This window comes from Fretibacterium sp. OH1220_COT-178 (assembly GCF_003860125.1).
GTDB lineage: Bacteria > Synergistota > Synergistia > Synergistales > Aminobacteriaceae > CAJPSE01.
In genome coordinates this window covers 38,403-53,665 of sequence record NZ_RQYL01000009.1, presented here as the reverse complement: position 1 = coordinate 53,665, position 15,263 = coordinate 38,403, and the positions used below count along the sequence as shown (strand labels likewise).

Sequence of the window (15,263 nt, the reverse complement as noted above, 5' to 3'; positions counted from 1 at the left end):
AGGTCCCCATGAAGATTCGCCTGATTCGTCCGATCGCGGTTCTTATCGTTTTGTTCTGCCTTGCGCAGGCCGAGGGCGCCCCGGGGAATCCGGAGCCGCAGGCCGGTTTCGATTTCTCGAAGGATGCGGAGGTCGTGTTTCAGAACAAGATAAGAACCCTATGCAACCAGCTCGACGCGTTTTCCTCGAAAGTGGCCCCCCTGTCCTCCTACGGGCTTCTGAAGTCCGATCAGATGGCGTCCCTGGCGAGCGAGCTGAACAGCCTCATGTTCGTTCCCCAGGACGACCCGAGCCTGTCCTTCCTGAACACCTCGGATTTCCGCAATCTGAGGACGAGAAGCGTGTCCTTCCTTCAGACGACACGATTCCTGTTCATGCACGCCGGGATCCTGGGCAACCTGCGCCTCATTCGCGATACGTGGCGCTCCAGCCTTCTGGGGCTCCAGAACATGTCCCAGGATCTGGAGCTGATCGACCACATCGTGAAGAAGGCCGAGGATATGATAAAAAACAACTCCCGGCTGACCACCAGGCACTGGCTGACGGACAGGACTCCGGGCAGAAGCGACGCGCGCAAGGATTTCCTGGCCGATCTGTTGAATTGCTACCCCTATGCGAAATACATGCGATACGGAGGCCGCCTCGACTATAAAGTCCTCAATCAGGCCTGCGCGATAGAGGTTTACGCGACGCGGGCGCACGAACGGAGAAAACAGATCGCCGACGTGCTTCTGCCGCAATACGCGGCATGGGTCGAGCAATACAACGCACTCCGCAGTGTGTGGACGGGTTATAAGGGCAACGACGAGGTGCTGAAGAACATCATGGGCATGATCTCCGACACCATGACGCGGCTTGAAAAAGCCGTAGAGACGGCCTTCACCGAAGAGGAGCGCCTCGTCAATCGCTTTATTCAAGACGAACTGCCCCCCGAATCGGCCGTATCGGGCCTGGGGAAAAGAGTCCACGACATCTCCGAGAAGGTCGCCGCATTCTACAAGATCACGAAAGAATGAAACTCGCGTCAAGAGATTTGAAACGAGAGGAATGCCGCCGCTTTCTTCTGCGCCGAACGGTATTTCGAGGCCTTTTTGGAGGTGACGCAATGCGAAAGGGAAATCTGCGATGGCTGTCCGCCTTCGTTCTCCATCTTCTGTTTCTGTCCTTGGCGTTTTGTCAGGAGGCCCTTGCCGCGCTTCCCCGGGACTACCGGGAATTCAAGGCGCGCTACCAGAAGGAGGGCCGGACGCCGGAGGGCGCTGTGAAACTCTATTTCGAGGCCGTGTTCTGCTACATCGACGAGGCGACGCGGGACGAGGGCTCGAAGATGCTGCGCTACGCCCTGCACTCGAGCCTGCCGATCGAACGGTCGCACACCCTGGGCACCTTCGTCGAGCGCCTGAGGGACCCGGACAAGCAGCACATCTTTCGCAGTTTCGCGGCGGGAGCTACGCCCGAGAACGACTACCGGATGTCCCCGGAGGATTTTTCGATCACGGAGACCCGGAGGACGCAGGAAAGCGGCTATCTCAAGCTTTTCCTTAAAAGCGGCGGAGCCGACAGACCGAGGCCCGTCTGGGTGAAGGAGTACGACGGCCTGTGGTACGTCATCAACAACTCGAGCACCTATTCGGGGGTGCGTCCGCCCCAGTCCGCGCTCGACCGCATGAAAAACGCGCACGACGCGGACTACGACGCACAGGGAACGCCCAAATGAACGAGCGGGAGGAAAATCCGTCGAAATCGGTCCCTAAATTACGATCGGAGGTGCTGTGATGAAAAAGCTTTCAACCCTTTGTCTGGTTGTTCTCGTGCTGGCGGCGGCGTCTTGCCTTCCGTCCACGTCGTGGGGAAAGGACGGGGGCGACGAGAGGTTCATACCGATCATCGAATGGCAGTGCTACACGTGCGACAAGCAATTTTTCACCTTCGACCCCGACGATATTTCAGGCGGCGGCAACAACGGCAACAATAAAGACATGGCTTATCAGCAGCAGAACTGGAGGCTGCTCTCCAACGTCGGGACCCCCATTCCCAAGTGCTCCAAAGTAAAGGACGGAGGCCATTTCTTCGACAAGAAGCGGACGATGAACACCTCTCCCTACGTCATCTACCAACGCAAAAACGACTACATCGTTCTGAAAAACGGCGGTCCGATAAAGGCGAAGCTGGGACAGTGGAAATGCGTACTGTGCGGTCTCGAGGGGTTCAATTTCGTGGGCGACGACCTGGATCTGATGGGGGCGAACGACTTGACGAAACCGATGAAGCTGCTCAACATGGCCGGCGGAGGCCAGATCCGCGACTGCGGATTCAAGGCGGGAAACGGCGCCCTGTACCGCTTCCACGCCGGGATCAAACAGCTGTCCACGGAAAATCCCCGATCGATCAAGGTGGCGGAGAATCTCTCCCGCCTGTGGTTTTCGGATTGACCGGCGGCAAGGACGGTTCGTGGACGAAACGTCGCCGGGCGGCCCAGCCCGATCGAGCCGCCCCGGCGCGCCTCCCGCGGAATGGTTTTCCGCATTTATTTCCTTAATCGAAAGGAGAGCGCATCGTGAAATACAGGCACAACACCCTTTTTACCGCGCTTGCCGTTCTTGCCGTTCTGGCGGTGCTGTCCGTTCCCGCGGCCGCCTCGGACCTCTCCGGGCACTGGGCCTCGGCCGGCATCACGGAACCCGGGCAGCCGGAAACGACGGAGCATCTCGACGGATTCCCGGTCAAGTTCTGCGCCCATTATCAGCTCGAGGCGGACGGGACGTTCGAGGCCGTCGTCTTCGGGGCCTGGTTCAGCGGAACCTGGATGCCGGACGGCGCGGGGGCCTCGCTGAAGGTGACCCGGAAGGCCGAGACCGACGAATATCTCCCGGAGACACTGACCCTTCGCGACGGACGCCTGCACTACAAGGACAGGGACGGACTCGCCTTCAGGCTCGAACGCGTGGAGGGAAAGCTGGACGTGGATCGTCTGCTGGAGGAGATCCAGGCCGAATTGGAGTAGGGGCGAAAGCTCGCCCTTGCCGTGAAAAACACCGGCCGCTTCGAAATGCGCAGCCCGGGGACGGCACGAAAAAAGAGGGGGGCCGATTGCGACGGCCCCCCTCTTTTCTCGTGATTTTTCAGCGCGAGTCGGTCGAACGCGTCTCCCGGCAAAGGCTAAAAGACCTTGAAGGTCTTGCCCATGTGCTTCAGGATGTCCTGGAAGACCTCATACTCGTCGTGAGGATAACGGAAGACAAAGATCGCGGCTCGCTTTCCCTTGACAACCCCGTACTGGGCGATCAGCACATCGGGATCGTTCGGATCGGTGTAGCCGATCGAGAACGAGTTCTTTCCGGAGACGGCCGAATGCTTGATGGGCGTGCTCCCGGCCTTCTCCAAGTCCGCCTTCACGGCCTTGAACAAGGACTTGGCGTTCTCCTTCTTCTTGAGATCGCGTCCCCAGACCTTCAGATGGTACTTTTTGTGGATCGACTCCATGACGACTTCCTTGCCGTTCTCCTCAAAAGTCCCATCGAAGAAGATATCCGGGTACTCCAGACTGTAGCCGAATGTTTTGTTGATGTACCCCTTGTATTCCATCGCATCGGCGGCGCCCGCCATGCCCGCCAGGCACAGCACGAACACCACGAGAACCTGCACCAATCCCGTTGTCCTCTTCATAGCCCAAACTCCCTTTCGCATCCGTATTCTATCGTCCATATGCCAACACATGAATCAAGTCAAAAACTGGAAAACATGATAAAGTTCCCCATCAAATAGCCGTAGGGATATTTCACGGAAAGCACGATAGGCAAAACTACCTGCGCCCCCCTCGGGTCCCTTGCCGGAGGCGGCCTTAAGGGCGAGTCAAAGCCCGCCCCTCGATCGGACGGCCCGCTCGATCCGTCGGGCGGCCTCGCGCAGCTCGTCCGCCGGCCGGCAGAACGCCATACGGAGGAAGTCGCCGGGGGCACGGAAGGGCTCGCCCGGGACGGAGGCCACCCCCGCCTCCTCCAGCAGCCACCCCGCCAGCTCTGCGGCCGTCAGGCCCCACGCCTTCGTGAGACGCCCCACGTGGAGGAGGACGTAAAACGCCCCCTGGGGAACATGAAGATCCACGCCCTCCACACGCCCAAGCCCATCCGCAAAGACGTCGCGCCGCTCGCGATAGCCCTCGATCATACGGCGCACGTCCCCCTCGGCGGACCTCAGGGCCTCGGCCACGCCGAACTGGGCGAAGGACGCGGCACAGGAGGTGAGGTGCTGGTGGCATTTGTTCATGTAGGGACGCACCTCGGGCGGCAGCACCAGCCACCCGACGCGCCAGCCCGTCATGGAGAAGGTCTTGGAGGCCGCGCTCACCACAACCGTTCGCCTCGCCATATCGGGCAGGGCGGAGACGGTCAGGGGCTCCCCTTCATAAAGAAACCGTTCGTAGCACTCGTCGCTGAGCACCCATAGGTCGTGGCGGCGCGCCACGTCGGCGACGGCCTCCAGCTCGGACCGGTTCAGGACCGTTCCGGAAGGGTTGTTCGGACTGTTGAGCAGCAACAATCTGGTGCGCGGCGTGACCGCCGCCTCCAACGCCGCCGCCGACGGGCGAAACCCCTCCTCGAAACGGCACGGCAATTCGCGCACCACGCCGCCCGCAAGGGCTGCCTGGAGCGAGTAGGCGGGGAAAAACGGGGTCGGGACGATCACCTCGTCGCCCGGATCCAGCAGGGTCAGGAACGCCGTTGCCAGGGCCTCGGTCGCCCCGGCGGTCACGACAATGTCGTCCCCCGTCACACCGGTCCCGTACCGGCGGTTGCGGTCCTCCGCGATGGCACGGCGCAGCTCGGGGATGCCCGCATTCTCGGTGTAATGCACCCGCCCTTCCTCCAGAGCCCGCGCCGCAGCGCGCTTGGCGCAGGGGGGGGAGTCGTAGTCGGGACGGCCGATCTCCAGATGAATGACGTGCCTGCCCGACCGCTCCAGGGCCTCTGCCCGAGCCATGATCTCCCGTATCCCCCCGACCGACAGCGCCCCGGCCATACGGGAGCCGATCGGCATCCCCTCGGTCATGGCGCCCCCCCTCCCTCGGTCCCGGGCTCCGCGGAGCCGGAGGAAAACGCCTCCATCCACTGCCGTCGGATCTCGGCGACGGCCAACTCCAGTTCCTGGGCCGCGCTTCCGAAGACAAAGGCCCTGCCGGCCGAGGGTTCCAGATTCGGAGGGAGGCCATCTTCCGGAGGCGGAGCATCGGGCGTCGTCCCACCGGGGTTGCCGTCCCCGTCCGGAGCTTCCTCCGCCGGGGCCGCCGAAACGACCAGAAAATCGGACGCGGACGCGACGGGCGGGACCGCCGCGCTCTCACGCGCCACAGCCTCCTCCACGGAGGGAGCGCCGCACGACACAAGGGAGACCACCGGCAACGGGGTTCTTGCCGGGTCGGGAACGGGAAGACGCTCGAGCCGGAGCTCCGCGGCCGTCGCGAGCTCCAGCGGGTCCTGGTGCAGCTCGAAACCGGGCTGATAGGCGCGAACGGCAGCAAGGCCTTTCCCCTCTCCGGCGGCCGCACCCGCCAGCCGGAACATGCGCATCAGTCGGACGTTCCGGCAGAGGCTCTCCCCCTGGGAAAAGGCCCGGGAAAGGCCGGGATTCTCGATGCGTACCCTGTCGCCGCATCCCGTCAACCGAACGGCGCCCTCGTCGTGCTCGGCGTGGACCAGCGCGTTGACGAAGCACTCCCGAAACGCCGCGGCACAGGCGGCCGAGAGCCCCTCGCAGAACCGGGGCAACAGATCCGCATAGGCCCTCCAGAGGTTGCGGACCTCGAAGATGTCCTCATTCCCCGAAGCGTCCCGGAACAGGGCCCGCACCCGCGTGCTTTTTTTCCCCAGCAGGAGATGGCCGGCCCGAGTGATCCCCCCGTCGCTCAGGACCAGGGTTCGGGACAGAAAGGCCTCCTCCGACAGAGCACCCCACTCCGGACGCCGGGCGACTACCGCCTCCCTAAACGAGGCGGAGCTCTCCTCGTGAAGGTCCGAAGCGGCCAGCCCCGGCACGACCCCGTCGCTGCGCAGGCGCTCCAGGGCATCCAGGGCAAGGCGAAAACGGGCCCTCAGGCCGGAGGCGACGTCCACGCCCTCGATACGGCGGTAGACCCCACGGGTGTAGTCGCCCCCCACGCAGACGGGGCGACGATGCCACTCCGCCGGCTCCACCCGGACGGCCATAAGGGTAGTTCCCGCCTCGCCGACGATGGAAAAGGCTCCCACGGTGTCCGCGCTGATCCTGCGTTCCCCGGCCAGGAGCGCCCTCAGGCGCCGCTCCATACCGACGGGATCGTCCAGCCCCAGCACCTCGGGCTCGTCCTCACCCCACGCCGCGCCCAGGAGAATCCACCCGCCAGCCCCATTGGCCATGCCGCAGCAGACCACGGGAAAGCGGCCCAGGTCCTCCTCCGGAAGAAATTCATGGTCCTCCCCCGCGGTTCGGATCAGGAAATCCGACAGCGACGAGAAACGGACGCCAGAAACTCTGTGGTCTCGCACGGGCTTTCTCCAACTCCCTTGTGTCCTCCCGGAGAGGGCGCCCTCCCCGGCAATGGTTTTCTCCTAAAGCATACAACGGGACCCGGATTAAGGGAAGCTCCGATCCTCCCGAAAAAGGAAGCCCCGTCCCGGAAGGCAGTTCCGGGACGGGGCCGTCGAGTCTCGTCTAATACAGGGCTTCCTTGAGGATGAAGATGACGGCCAGGACGGCCATGAGCCAGCTCACGTCCTTCGACTTGCCGCTCAGCAGCTTGATCAGGACGTAGGAGACGATGGCGAACTCGATTCCGATGGCGATGCTGTAGGACAGGGGCATCAGGATAAAGCCCAGGAGGGCCGGAACGAGCTCCGTCCACTCGTCGAAGTTCAGGTCGCGAATCCCCATGATCATGTAGACCCCGACGAGGATCAGGGCCGGAGCGGTCGCATAGGGGGGGACGATCCCCACGATCGGCGTGAAGAACAGCGCGACCAGGAAGAGTACGCCCGTAACCAGGGCGCTGAGCCCCGTGCGGCCGCCCTGGGCGATGCCGCTGGCGCTCTCGACATAGGAGGTGACGGTCGAAGTTCCCAGAAGGGCGCCGGCCGTCGTGCCGATCGCATCGGCCAGCAGTGCGCCCCGCGCGTTGGGCAGGTTCCCCTTCTCGTCCAGGAGCCCGCTGCGGTTGCAGACGCCCACCAGAGTCCCGACCGTATCGAAGAAGTCGACGAAGAAGAAGGTGAACACGACGATCCAGAAATTGGGCTGGCCCAGCATGGAGAAGTCGAGCTGTCCGAAGATCGGGGCGATCGACGGCGGGTGCGACACGAAGGACTCCGGAAGGGGCACGAGATCCAGCCCGACGGCTGCGGCCGTCACCGCCAGGATCCCGATCAGGAGGGCCCCCGTCACCCTGTAGGCATGGAGCACCGCCATCAGCAGCAGGCCGAGCAGGGCCAGCAGCGCGGGCAGGTTGCCCTTCAGATGGCCGAGGGAGACCAGAGTCGCATCGTTTTTGACGACGATCCCCGCCCCCTGAAGACCGATGAAGGCGATGAAGAGCCCTATGCCGCCGGAGATGCCGATCTTGAGCGACTTCGGGATGGTATTGACCACCATCTCGCGCAGCCTGGTCAGGGTCAGCAGGATGAAGATCACGCCCTCGACGAAGACCGCGGTCAGGGCCACACGCCAGTCGATCTGCATCCCCAGGACCACGGAGAAGGCGAAGAACGCGTTGAGCCCCATGCCGGGCGCAAGGCCGATCGGATAGTTGGCCAGGAACGCCATGAGGAATGTCGCCAAGGCAGCCGAGGCGCAGGTCGCCACGACCAGGGCATTGAAGTCCATACCGGTCTTGGACAGGATGCCCGGATTGACGAAGATGATGTAGGACATGGTGACGAACGTGGTTATCCCGGACAGAATCTCGGTCTTGACCGAGCTGCCCACAGCAGTGATCTTGAACTGACGTTCCAGAAACGACATGCAGGACACTCCTTTCCCTCACACTCACCCCAGGGGGAGCGTCGACCGCGCACCCCTCTCCCCCGATCCCTCAACGCATCTATGGCACGTCCTCGGAACATCCGCGGTATGACCGCCGCGGAACGGATTTCACGCCTCCGGCGCCTCACACGTCCAGACAGCTGCCGCCGATGAACTCCCGTATCACCGAGTTGTTGGGGATCCCGTCCACGTGGACGGAAGGCACGAAGCGAAGGATGTTGAGCAGCCGCAGAGCCTCGGAGAACACCTCGGAACGATCGTCCACCGTGTGCAGCAGCGGCTCGACGTAGCTCTTCAGCACCCCGAGCTCGTAGGGCAGGGAGGAGTTGAATATGACGTCCGCCCGGCTCTGGTAGGGGAAGATGTAGCGCATCGAGCCCCGCATGACCTTGGGATAGATCTCGAGGGTCACCTGTGCGGACTTGCCCCGCGTGCGGTAGTCCCGGACGATGCGGCGCAGCAGCCGATTGTCCCCCGTACTCGTACGGTTGTGGGGATCGATGCAGATGCCCGTGAGCGGCGAGACGAAGACGCCGTAGCGGGACCCCTCGGGCAGCATGGACACGATGCGGTCGTTCAGGCCGTGGATCCCCTCCATGATGAGGATGTCCGAGGGCCCCAGCCTGACGACCTTGCCCGGCTGCTTCTCGCCCTTGATGAAGTCGAAGCGCGGCGTGACGACCTCCTCGCCCGCGAGGATGTGCGTCAGGTTGTCCTCCAGCAAATCCAGGTCCAGGGCATCCAGGCGCTCGTAGTCGTACTCGCCGTTCTCGTCGCGGGGAGTCTGGGTCCGGTTCACGAAATAATTGTCCATCGGCAGGGTGACGGGGTTCTTGCCGCAGACGATGAGCTGGATTTTGAGGCGTTCGGAGAAGGTCGTCTTGCCCGATCCCGAGGGCCCCGCAATGGTGACCACCTTGAGGCCGGGGCGCGAGGCGATCTCCTCGGCAATCCGGCTCAGACGCTGAGAATAGAAGGCCTCGGAGATCAGGACCAGCTCCTGGACCTTGCCGTCCGCCACGCACCGATGGAGGCTGCTGAGGTAGTTCAGGTTCAGCACCTTCAGCCAGTGCGCGTACTCGATAAAGACGTTGCCCAGCGAGGGCTCGGCACAAAACGGCGGAATCCCGCCGGGCGAATCCGCCGTGGGGAACTGAAGCACCATCCCGTGCGCGAAGAGGACGATGTCGAAGGTTTTGAGCAGCCCCGTCGAGGGGGCCATGGTACCGCAGAAATAGCCGAAACGCTCGCCGCAGCGGTAGACCTCGACGGGGTCCATATTGGCCCTGACGAACAGCTCCGCAATCTCCGGCTCCCCCTGTTCCTCGAAGATGCGCCTGGCCTTGTCGATCGGCAGGCTCTTCCGGCAGATGGGAATGTCCTGGCGCACCATCTCGCTCATCGCCGCATGCAGCTTGTAGACGTCGGCCTGCGTGACCGCTCCGTCCTCGAACTCCCAGTAGTGCCCCTCCCCTATGGAATGCCTCAAAATGGCCTTGCGCCCGAGGACCTTGCCGCAGGCGATGACCAGGAGGAAGTCCAGGGAACGCCGATAGATCCGCAGGCCATCGGGCGAGGACACCGGGATGAAGTCCACGACGGCGTCATCCTCCACGACCCATTCCAAGGGGCGGATATAGTTGTTGACCCGCCATGCAATGACGTCTCCGCCATATTCCGGCCCCAGCTCCGCCAGAACGTTGTGTCCGTTGATCGGGGTCTCGCTGGTGACGTATTTTTTCCGGTTCCGAATGGCGACTGTAAAGGCCATGAAGGCACCCCCCTGACGATCATGCTCCGCCGACAAAAACGGTTTGACTTTTTTATTATAGCGTTACTTTTTTATTGTGGACGTATCGCCCCCCAAATATTCGTTCAAAACGAAAAAACCCGCACGAAAGGGAGGGCCCCCCAACGCGGCCCCCATCCGACCGGTGCGTTCTTCAGGCACGCACCTCATCGCAGGACGCCCTCCTCCAGCCTCCAGACGCGGTCAAAGCGATTCGCGGCCAGATCGAGGTCGTGGCTGACGGCCAGAAGGCCCGCGTCCTGCACCTCGAGCCACCCCAAAAACACGTCCAGCCATCGGTCGTCGAGCTCCCGCGTCGGCTCGTCGAGCAGAATCAGGTCCAGCTTGCGGACGGACAGGGTGGCCAGGGCCACCATCCGGCGCTCGGCGGAGTTCAGGTCGAACGGGTGACTTTTTCCCTTGCCCTTCAGCCCCGTGACGTTCAGGGCCCCCTCGATCCGGGCGTGTTTTTCGTCCGCCGAACAGCGCTCGTCCCGCAGGGCAAACAGCAATTCATCCTCGACCGTCGCCCGAAAGAGCTGGCGTTCGGGGTCCTGGAAGAGAAAACCTATCCTGGACGCCCGCTGCCGGGGATCCATGTCCGCGACCTTCCGGCCGCCCAGGCGGACATCGCCCTCCGCGGGCGTCAGCAGGCCGCCGCAGAGACGCAGCAGGGTGGACTTGCCCGCCCCGTTGGCCCCGGTCAGGGCCACCCGTTCCCCCCCGGCGATACGCTCGTTCAGCCCATCGAGCAGCAGGGTCTCCGCCCCCTCCCACCCGAAACGCACGCCCCGGATCTCCAGCACGGGGGACGCCCCCTCCCGGGACGACGCCTCCCCGACGCTCCGATCCCTCGGAGAGGCGGGGCACGCCGCCCGTTCGGCCAGGGCCCGAGCATCGGCCTCGGAGCCGCAGAGCAGAAGCCCCTCCTCCAGGCGGGCGAAAGTGTCGCAGAAGGGCACCATGGGCAGCCCCTTCCGCTCGAACAGGACGACGGAGACGCCGTGCCTGACGCCCCAGGCGCGCATCCGACCGGCGATCACGGGGATATCCCCGGCCCGGACCCGGCTGAACGCCTCGTCGAGGAGCAGGAGCCGCGGGCGCATGGCCAGGGCGGCGGCCAGGAGGACCTTTTGCGCCTCGCCCCCCGAGAGATGCACCAGCAGACGATCCTCAAGATGCGCGATCCCGGCCACGGCAAGGGCCTCCTCGACCCTCTCCCGGATCTCCGGCCGGCAAAGCGCGAGGTTCTCCGGGCCGAAGGCGACCTCCTCCCCGACGGTGAACGTGCATCCCGAAAAGCAGATCCGGGGATCCTGCTGGACGAACTGGACGCGGGGCGACCAATGGAGGGAACTTCGGGAACGGACCGGCTCGCCCGAGACGAAAAAATCCCCCTCCAGCCCGCCCGGCCGGTGTTCGGGCACGCCGCCGGACAAAATCATGGCCAGGGTCGACTTTCCGCTGCCGTTTCCTCCCTGGATCAGCGCCCAGGCCCCGGGCCCGAGACGGAATCGGGGGATCCTCAGCAGGGGCTCGCCGCCCCCCGGAGGCGAAAAGGCCCCGCCGCGGATTTCCACGGCCGGCCCGCCCGGAGCCGCGCCGCCGCTCCCCCCGTCGGACGCGGAGGGGCGGTCCCTGGGGGGCCCGTAAAGACTGCTGCGGTAGGGACGGAGCTTGAACGCCTTCATATCCAGCGCCGCGCTTCGGGCGGGAAGGTCGTTCAAAAGGCCCAGGACCAGGGGAAAGATCAGGGCGCTCAGGGAGGAGAGCCGCTCGCGCAGGCCTCCGCGAAGCGGCACGCCGCGGGCCAGCTGGGCCTCACGGATCAGGGTCAGGCGCGCCCGGATCTGTTCGGCCAGCAGAAGCGGGCTCGCCAGCAGAAAGGCGATCCCCACGGGCAACGGTCCCGAGAGGAGCTCCCGCACCAGCACGCGCACCGGCACGCACTCCATCCAGACCTGGCTGGCCGAGACGACGGAGAGGATGCGCAGCCACAGTCCGAACGCCCAAAGGGCCCTCCCCGGCACCCCCACGGCGGGGCCGCCGACCCAGGAGGCGAAGGCCCCGCCGTGAATCACCCAGAACCCCAGCCCCAGAGGCACCATCAGCCCGGCGACGGCCTTCAGGCGCCGTCTCCCTCGAGGCCACGCCAGCAGCACCGCCAAGGGGAGTGCGGCCATAAACGGCATGAAGGGGCGGGCCGGGAGCAGCATGGAGCCCCCGACCCAGGCCAGCCAAAGGAAAAAAGCCACGCGGGCGGAAAGCCCCGCGAAGGGCGAAAATCGCTTCATCCGAGATCCGGCAGGGCCCTACGCGGAACCGCGCCCGCACACCTTGCCTGCGAGGGGGAGAGGGACGGAATCAGGCCACTTTTCCCGCATCGGGGAACTGAGCCTTGATCCTCTGGGGCAGCTGCTTCACCAGGGCCCAGGCGATCACGCAGCTGACGACCTTGTCGATCAGGTTCGTCCCGGCCACCGACCAGGCGACCGACTCGAGGAGTTTCCTGCCCACCGCGTTCAGGTAGGCGACGAAGAAATCCGCCCCGGTCCCCGTGACGCCCCCGAAAAGATAGGTCCGGATCGGCGTGGCCACCAGGGTCACACAGACCGTGACGACGACGCCGGAGACGATCGCCAGGGGCAGGGAGCGGAACATGCCGCGGCGGTTCAGCCAGCCCGCGGATAGGCCGATGACCATGGAGACCGGTGCGAAGGCCGCCGCGACGGGCCCGGAGAAGAGCCCCCAGATCAAATTCGTGAAGAGCCCCGTAGCCATGCCGACCCAAGGCCCCATCAGCAGGGCCGCGAGGAGCGTCCCGATGGCGTCCAGGAAAATGGGCAGCTTCAAGGCCGAGACGACCTGCCCCAAACCGATGTTCACCGCAATACAGACCGCCATGAGGACCAACGTCTTGTTCTTCATCTCCACAAAATTCCCCTTTCATTTCGTGCTCTCATGATTTTTGACGGGCGCACGAAACGCGCGCCCCATCGGACGGGGGCAGATCCCCAATCCCAAAAACGCGGAACCGCGCCGCGGCCTTCCCCCGGCTATTCGATTCCGTCCACCCGAAGCTCCTCGTACCCCGAGAGCGGACAAGGGCTCCGCGAGAACCGAACCCCCGTCAAGTGCCCGATCACGAGCTCCATGGTCGTCCGGACGATGCACCCCTCCAGGACGTGCCCGCCCGTCATCCTGCCCTCCGGGTCGGATACGGCCATGTGGAGGTGCTCCCCCTCCGCATCCAGCGTCCCGATCAGGGAGACCACCTCGAAGCATCCCGTGAGGACGCAGCCCTCCGGCCGGCCGGCAAAGCGCAGGTTCGCCTGCGACAGGCTGCCGACCGCCCCGGCGACGTACCCCGCCCGCAGGCCCGTCTCCGCCGCGACGCGCCGCAGAGCGCGGACCAACTCCTGCCCCGGCAGGAGCCGGACGCAGACAAAACGCGCCTCCGAAGCGCGGTACCCCGCTTCGTTCAGTTCCCGATCCCCGGTCATTCAGGACCTCCTCAAAAGTACGGACCGCCCCAGGGGCCCCCCGGAGACCGGAGCTCCCGCCAGCCGCTCGGCGACGGCCCGATAAACGCCGCGCACGACCTCCTCGTGAGGGAGGCTCACCGTGCAAAACAGCCTGCCGTCCCGCAGAGCCTCCAACGCCTCGGGAATGGCGTCCACGCCGCCCACCGGCACGGAAGCGCCGGGGGACTCCGAAAGGGCGTCCAGTACGCCCAGGGCCATCAGGTCGTTGGCACAGAATACGGCCCGGACGTCCAGCCTGGGCAGGAGCGCCCTCGCGGCCCTGCGGGCCTCGCCGCGGTCGAAGTCCGCGTGGACCGTGACGATGTGCCGGGGAGCAAAGGCCTTGCGAAAGGCCCTGAGGGCGCCGCGACAGCGCATCGAGGAGTGCCTGGCATCGCAGAATCCCCCCAAAATCACCGCCCAGGACTCGCCGTCGGGCTCCGAGGCGGAGACCAAAGCCCGCCCCGCCAGATGTCCCTGCTCCTCGAAATCCGCGGCCGTGAGGGGAAAGTAGTCCGCGATCCCCGCCGTCCTTTCGGGGTCGCACTTCGGCCCCACGTCGAAGACGGGAAAGGGCAGGCCGGCCAGGGCGGGAAGCAGGTTCCGCTCCGTCAGAGGATTGAGGATGACGGCGTCGTACGCCTCGTCCCTCATCGCAGACAGCTCGCGGCACTGCCCCTCGGGATCTTTCGGGTCCTCGGCCGCCCGGAAACTGACGTCAAAGCCGTAGGAATCCGCCAACGCCCCGTAAAGTTCGATCTTCGTCCTCCAGAAGGGGTTTTCGGTATCGCAGAGCAGGACGCCGACTCTGTGTTTTCCGGACCGGTCGCGCGCCTTCATCCGTCACTTCCAGCCGTCGAAATCGGAGATGTTGTCGGGCGTCGCCAATAAAATGGGGATGTCCAGCCGATCGGGCAGGTCGGACGCCTTCGACGCCAGCTTCAGCGCGAAGACGAGCGCGCCCCGGGTCCAGGCCGCTTGAGAGAAGGTGGTCGACCCCTGGAGCTTCCTCGCGCGTATCGCCTCCCGGGCCTCCGGGATGAAGTCCGTCCCGTAGATCAGGACCCCTTCGCGCTTTCCCGCCGCCAGCAGGGCGTCGGCCGCGGCCAGCGCCATGACGTCGTTGGCGCAGTAGATCCCCCTCAGCCCGGGGTTGGCCTTGATCAGCCCCGTGGCGATGTCGAACGCCAGGTTGCGGTTCCACTTCCCCGGCTGCACGGAGACGATCGAGACTTGGGGAGCCTTTTCGAAAACCTCGCTCGCGCCCCTCTTGCGGGCCTCGCTCTGCCCCGCGCCCGGAATGCCCTCGATGATCGCGACGGAGCCGCCGGCCTCCCCGAGCTTTTCGACCATATCCTCCGCCGCAAGGCGCCCCTGGTCCAGGAACGTGGCGCTGATCCAGCCGTCCAGATGCCCGCCCGCGTCCTTCAGCGCCTTGGCGTCGACGGCAGGTCCGGAACAGACGATGGGGATCCCCTTTTCATTCGCCTTCAGAATGCCGGGGATCAGGTTGAAGGGGTCCATGGGCGTCACGACGATCGCGTCGTACCCCTTGGCCACCATCGTCTCCAGGGTGTCCAGCTGGGATTTCAGGTCCCCCTCCGTCGGGGCGGCGAGGATCTCCACCGTCACCCCCATCTGATGGGCCCACTCCTCGTAGCGCTTTTTCATCTCGGTCCAATAGGGGTTGGCCAGAGTGATGACCAGCACGCCGATCTTTTTGCCGCCGGCGATCTTCGAGAGATCCCCCAGCTGCGATTCCACGGTTTCGACGGATCTCGCCACCATCGGGTTCAGGTCCGCAGCCAGGGCCGGAAGGACCATACAGGCAAAAAGAACGGCCGACACGATTCCACCCACATACTTTTTCATGCACACCTCATCCCTTTCTCCATTCGTCGCCTTCACAGGCGAACTTCTCCAAGCATCTCCCCGGCGTC

The 15,263-nt window shown here is 64.6% G+C and carries 14 protein-coding genes; 4 read left to right on the top strand and 10 right to left on the bottom strand.

Annotated elements, in window-relative coordinates:
• The first annotated feature begins 8 nt into the window (after nucleotides 1-8).
• From EII26_RS05405 to EII26_RS05390, 4 genes are all read left to right on the top strand, one after another.
• Entirely contained in the window at nucleotides 9-1,016 is a 1,008-nt protein-coding gene (locus tag EII26_RS05405) for a hypothetical protein (protein ID WP_124888128.1), read from the top strand.
• Nucleotides 1,017-1,105: 89 nt separating this feature from the next.
• The gene (locus tag EII26_RS05400; RefSeq protein ID WP_124888127.1) at nucleotides 1,106-1,717 is read left to right on the top strand and encodes a DUF6935 domain-containing protein; all 612 of its coding nucleotides are present in this window, start codon (nucleotides 1,106-1,108) and stop codon (nucleotides 1,715-1,717) included.
• 58 nt (nucleotides 1,718-1,775) lie between these two features.
• Nucleotides 1,776-2,432, top strand: coding sequence for a hypothetical protein (locus EII26_RS05395; RefSeq protein ID WP_124888126.1), 657 nt, complete (start codon nucleotides 1,776-1,778; stop codon nucleotides 2,430-2,432).
• A gap of 125 nt (nucleotides 2,433-2,557) precedes the next feature.
• Nucleotides 2,558-3,004 carry a hypothetical protein gene (locus EII26_RS05390; protein WP_124888125.1) on the top strand — a complete coding sequence of 149 codons (447 nt, stop codon included), beginning with the start codon at nucleotides 2,558-2,560 and terminating at the stop codon, nucleotides 3,002-3,004.
• A 155-nt stretch (nucleotides 3,005-3,159) separates the two neighbouring features.
• Here EII26_RS05390 and EII26_RS05385 read toward each other — a convergent pair whose 3' ends face one another.
• The 10 genes from EII26_RS05385 to EII26_RS05340 form a co-directional block, all read right to left on the bottom strand.
• On the bottom strand, nucleotides 3,160-3,666 hold the full coding sequence (locus EII26_RS05385) for a hypothetical protein (RefSeq protein ID WP_124888124.1): 507 nt from the start codon (nucleotides 3,664-3,666) through the stop codon (nucleotides 3,160-3,162).
• A 186-nt stretch (nucleotides 3,667-3,852) separates the two neighbouring features.
• Nucleotides 3,853-5,049, bottom strand: a complete 1,197-nt coding sequence (locus EII26_RS05380; RefSeq protein WP_124888123.1) for a pyridoxal phosphate-dependent aminotransferase — start codon at nucleotides 5,047-5,049, stop codon at nucleotides 3,853-3,855.
• Complete coding sequence (locus EII26_RS05375) at nucleotides 5,046-6,521, bottom strand: hypothetical protein (RefSeq protein ID WP_124888122.1); 1,476 nt, start codon at nucleotides 6,519-6,521, stop codon at nucleotides 5,046-5,048. The genes EII26_RS05380 and EII26_RS05375 overlap by 4 nt, the downstream gene beginning before the upstream one ends.
• Before the next feature lie 166 nt (nucleotides 6,522-6,687).
• Nucleotides 6,688-7,989: an NCS2 family permease gene (locus EII26_RS05370; protein WP_124888121.1), complete on the bottom strand. Its 1,302-nt coding sequence runs from the start codon at nucleotides 7,987-7,989 to the stop codon at nucleotides 6,688-6,690.
• A gap of 145 nt (nucleotides 7,990-8,134) precedes the next feature.
• A complete protein-coding gene (locus EII26_RS05365; protein ID WP_124888120.1) occupies nucleotides 8,135-9,781 on the bottom strand; it encodes a nucleoside kinase in 1,647 nt (548 codons plus the stop codon).
• Nucleotides 9,782-9,966: 185 nt separating this feature from the next.
• On the bottom strand, nucleotides 9,967-12,054 hold the full coding sequence (locus EII26_RS05360) for an ATP-binding cassette domain-containing protein (RefSeq protein ID WP_158612176.1): 2,088 nt from the start codon (nucleotides 12,052-12,054) through the stop codon (nucleotides 9,967-9,969).
• A 109-nt stretch (nucleotides 12,055-12,163) separates the two neighbouring features.
• The gene (locus tag EII26_RS05355; RefSeq protein WP_124888118.1) at nucleotides 12,164-12,727 is read right to left on the bottom strand and encodes an ECF transporter S component; all 564 of its coding nucleotides are present in this window, start codon (nucleotides 12,725-12,727) and stop codon (nucleotides 12,164-12,166) included.
• Nucleotides 12,728-12,855: 128 nt separating this feature from the next.
• On the bottom strand, nucleotides 12,856-13,302 hold the full coding sequence (locus tag EII26_RS05350) for a PPC domain-containing DNA-binding protein (protein WP_124888117.1): 447 nt from the start codon (nucleotides 13,300-13,302) through the stop codon (nucleotides 12,856-12,858).
• Complete coding sequence (locus EII26_RS05345) at nucleotides 13,303-14,163, bottom strand: substrate-binding domain-containing protein (protein ID WP_124888116.1); 861 nt, start codon at nucleotides 14,161-14,163, stop codon at nucleotides 13,303-13,305.
• A 3-nt stretch (nucleotides 14,164-14,166) separates the two neighbouring features.
• Complete coding sequence (locus EII26_RS05340; protein ID WP_124888115.1) at nucleotides 14,167-15,195, bottom strand: substrate-binding domain-containing protein; 1,029 nt, start codon at nucleotides 15,193-15,195, stop codon at nucleotides 14,167-14,169.
• Between the last annotated feature and the right edge of the window lie 68 nt (nucleotides 15,196-15,263).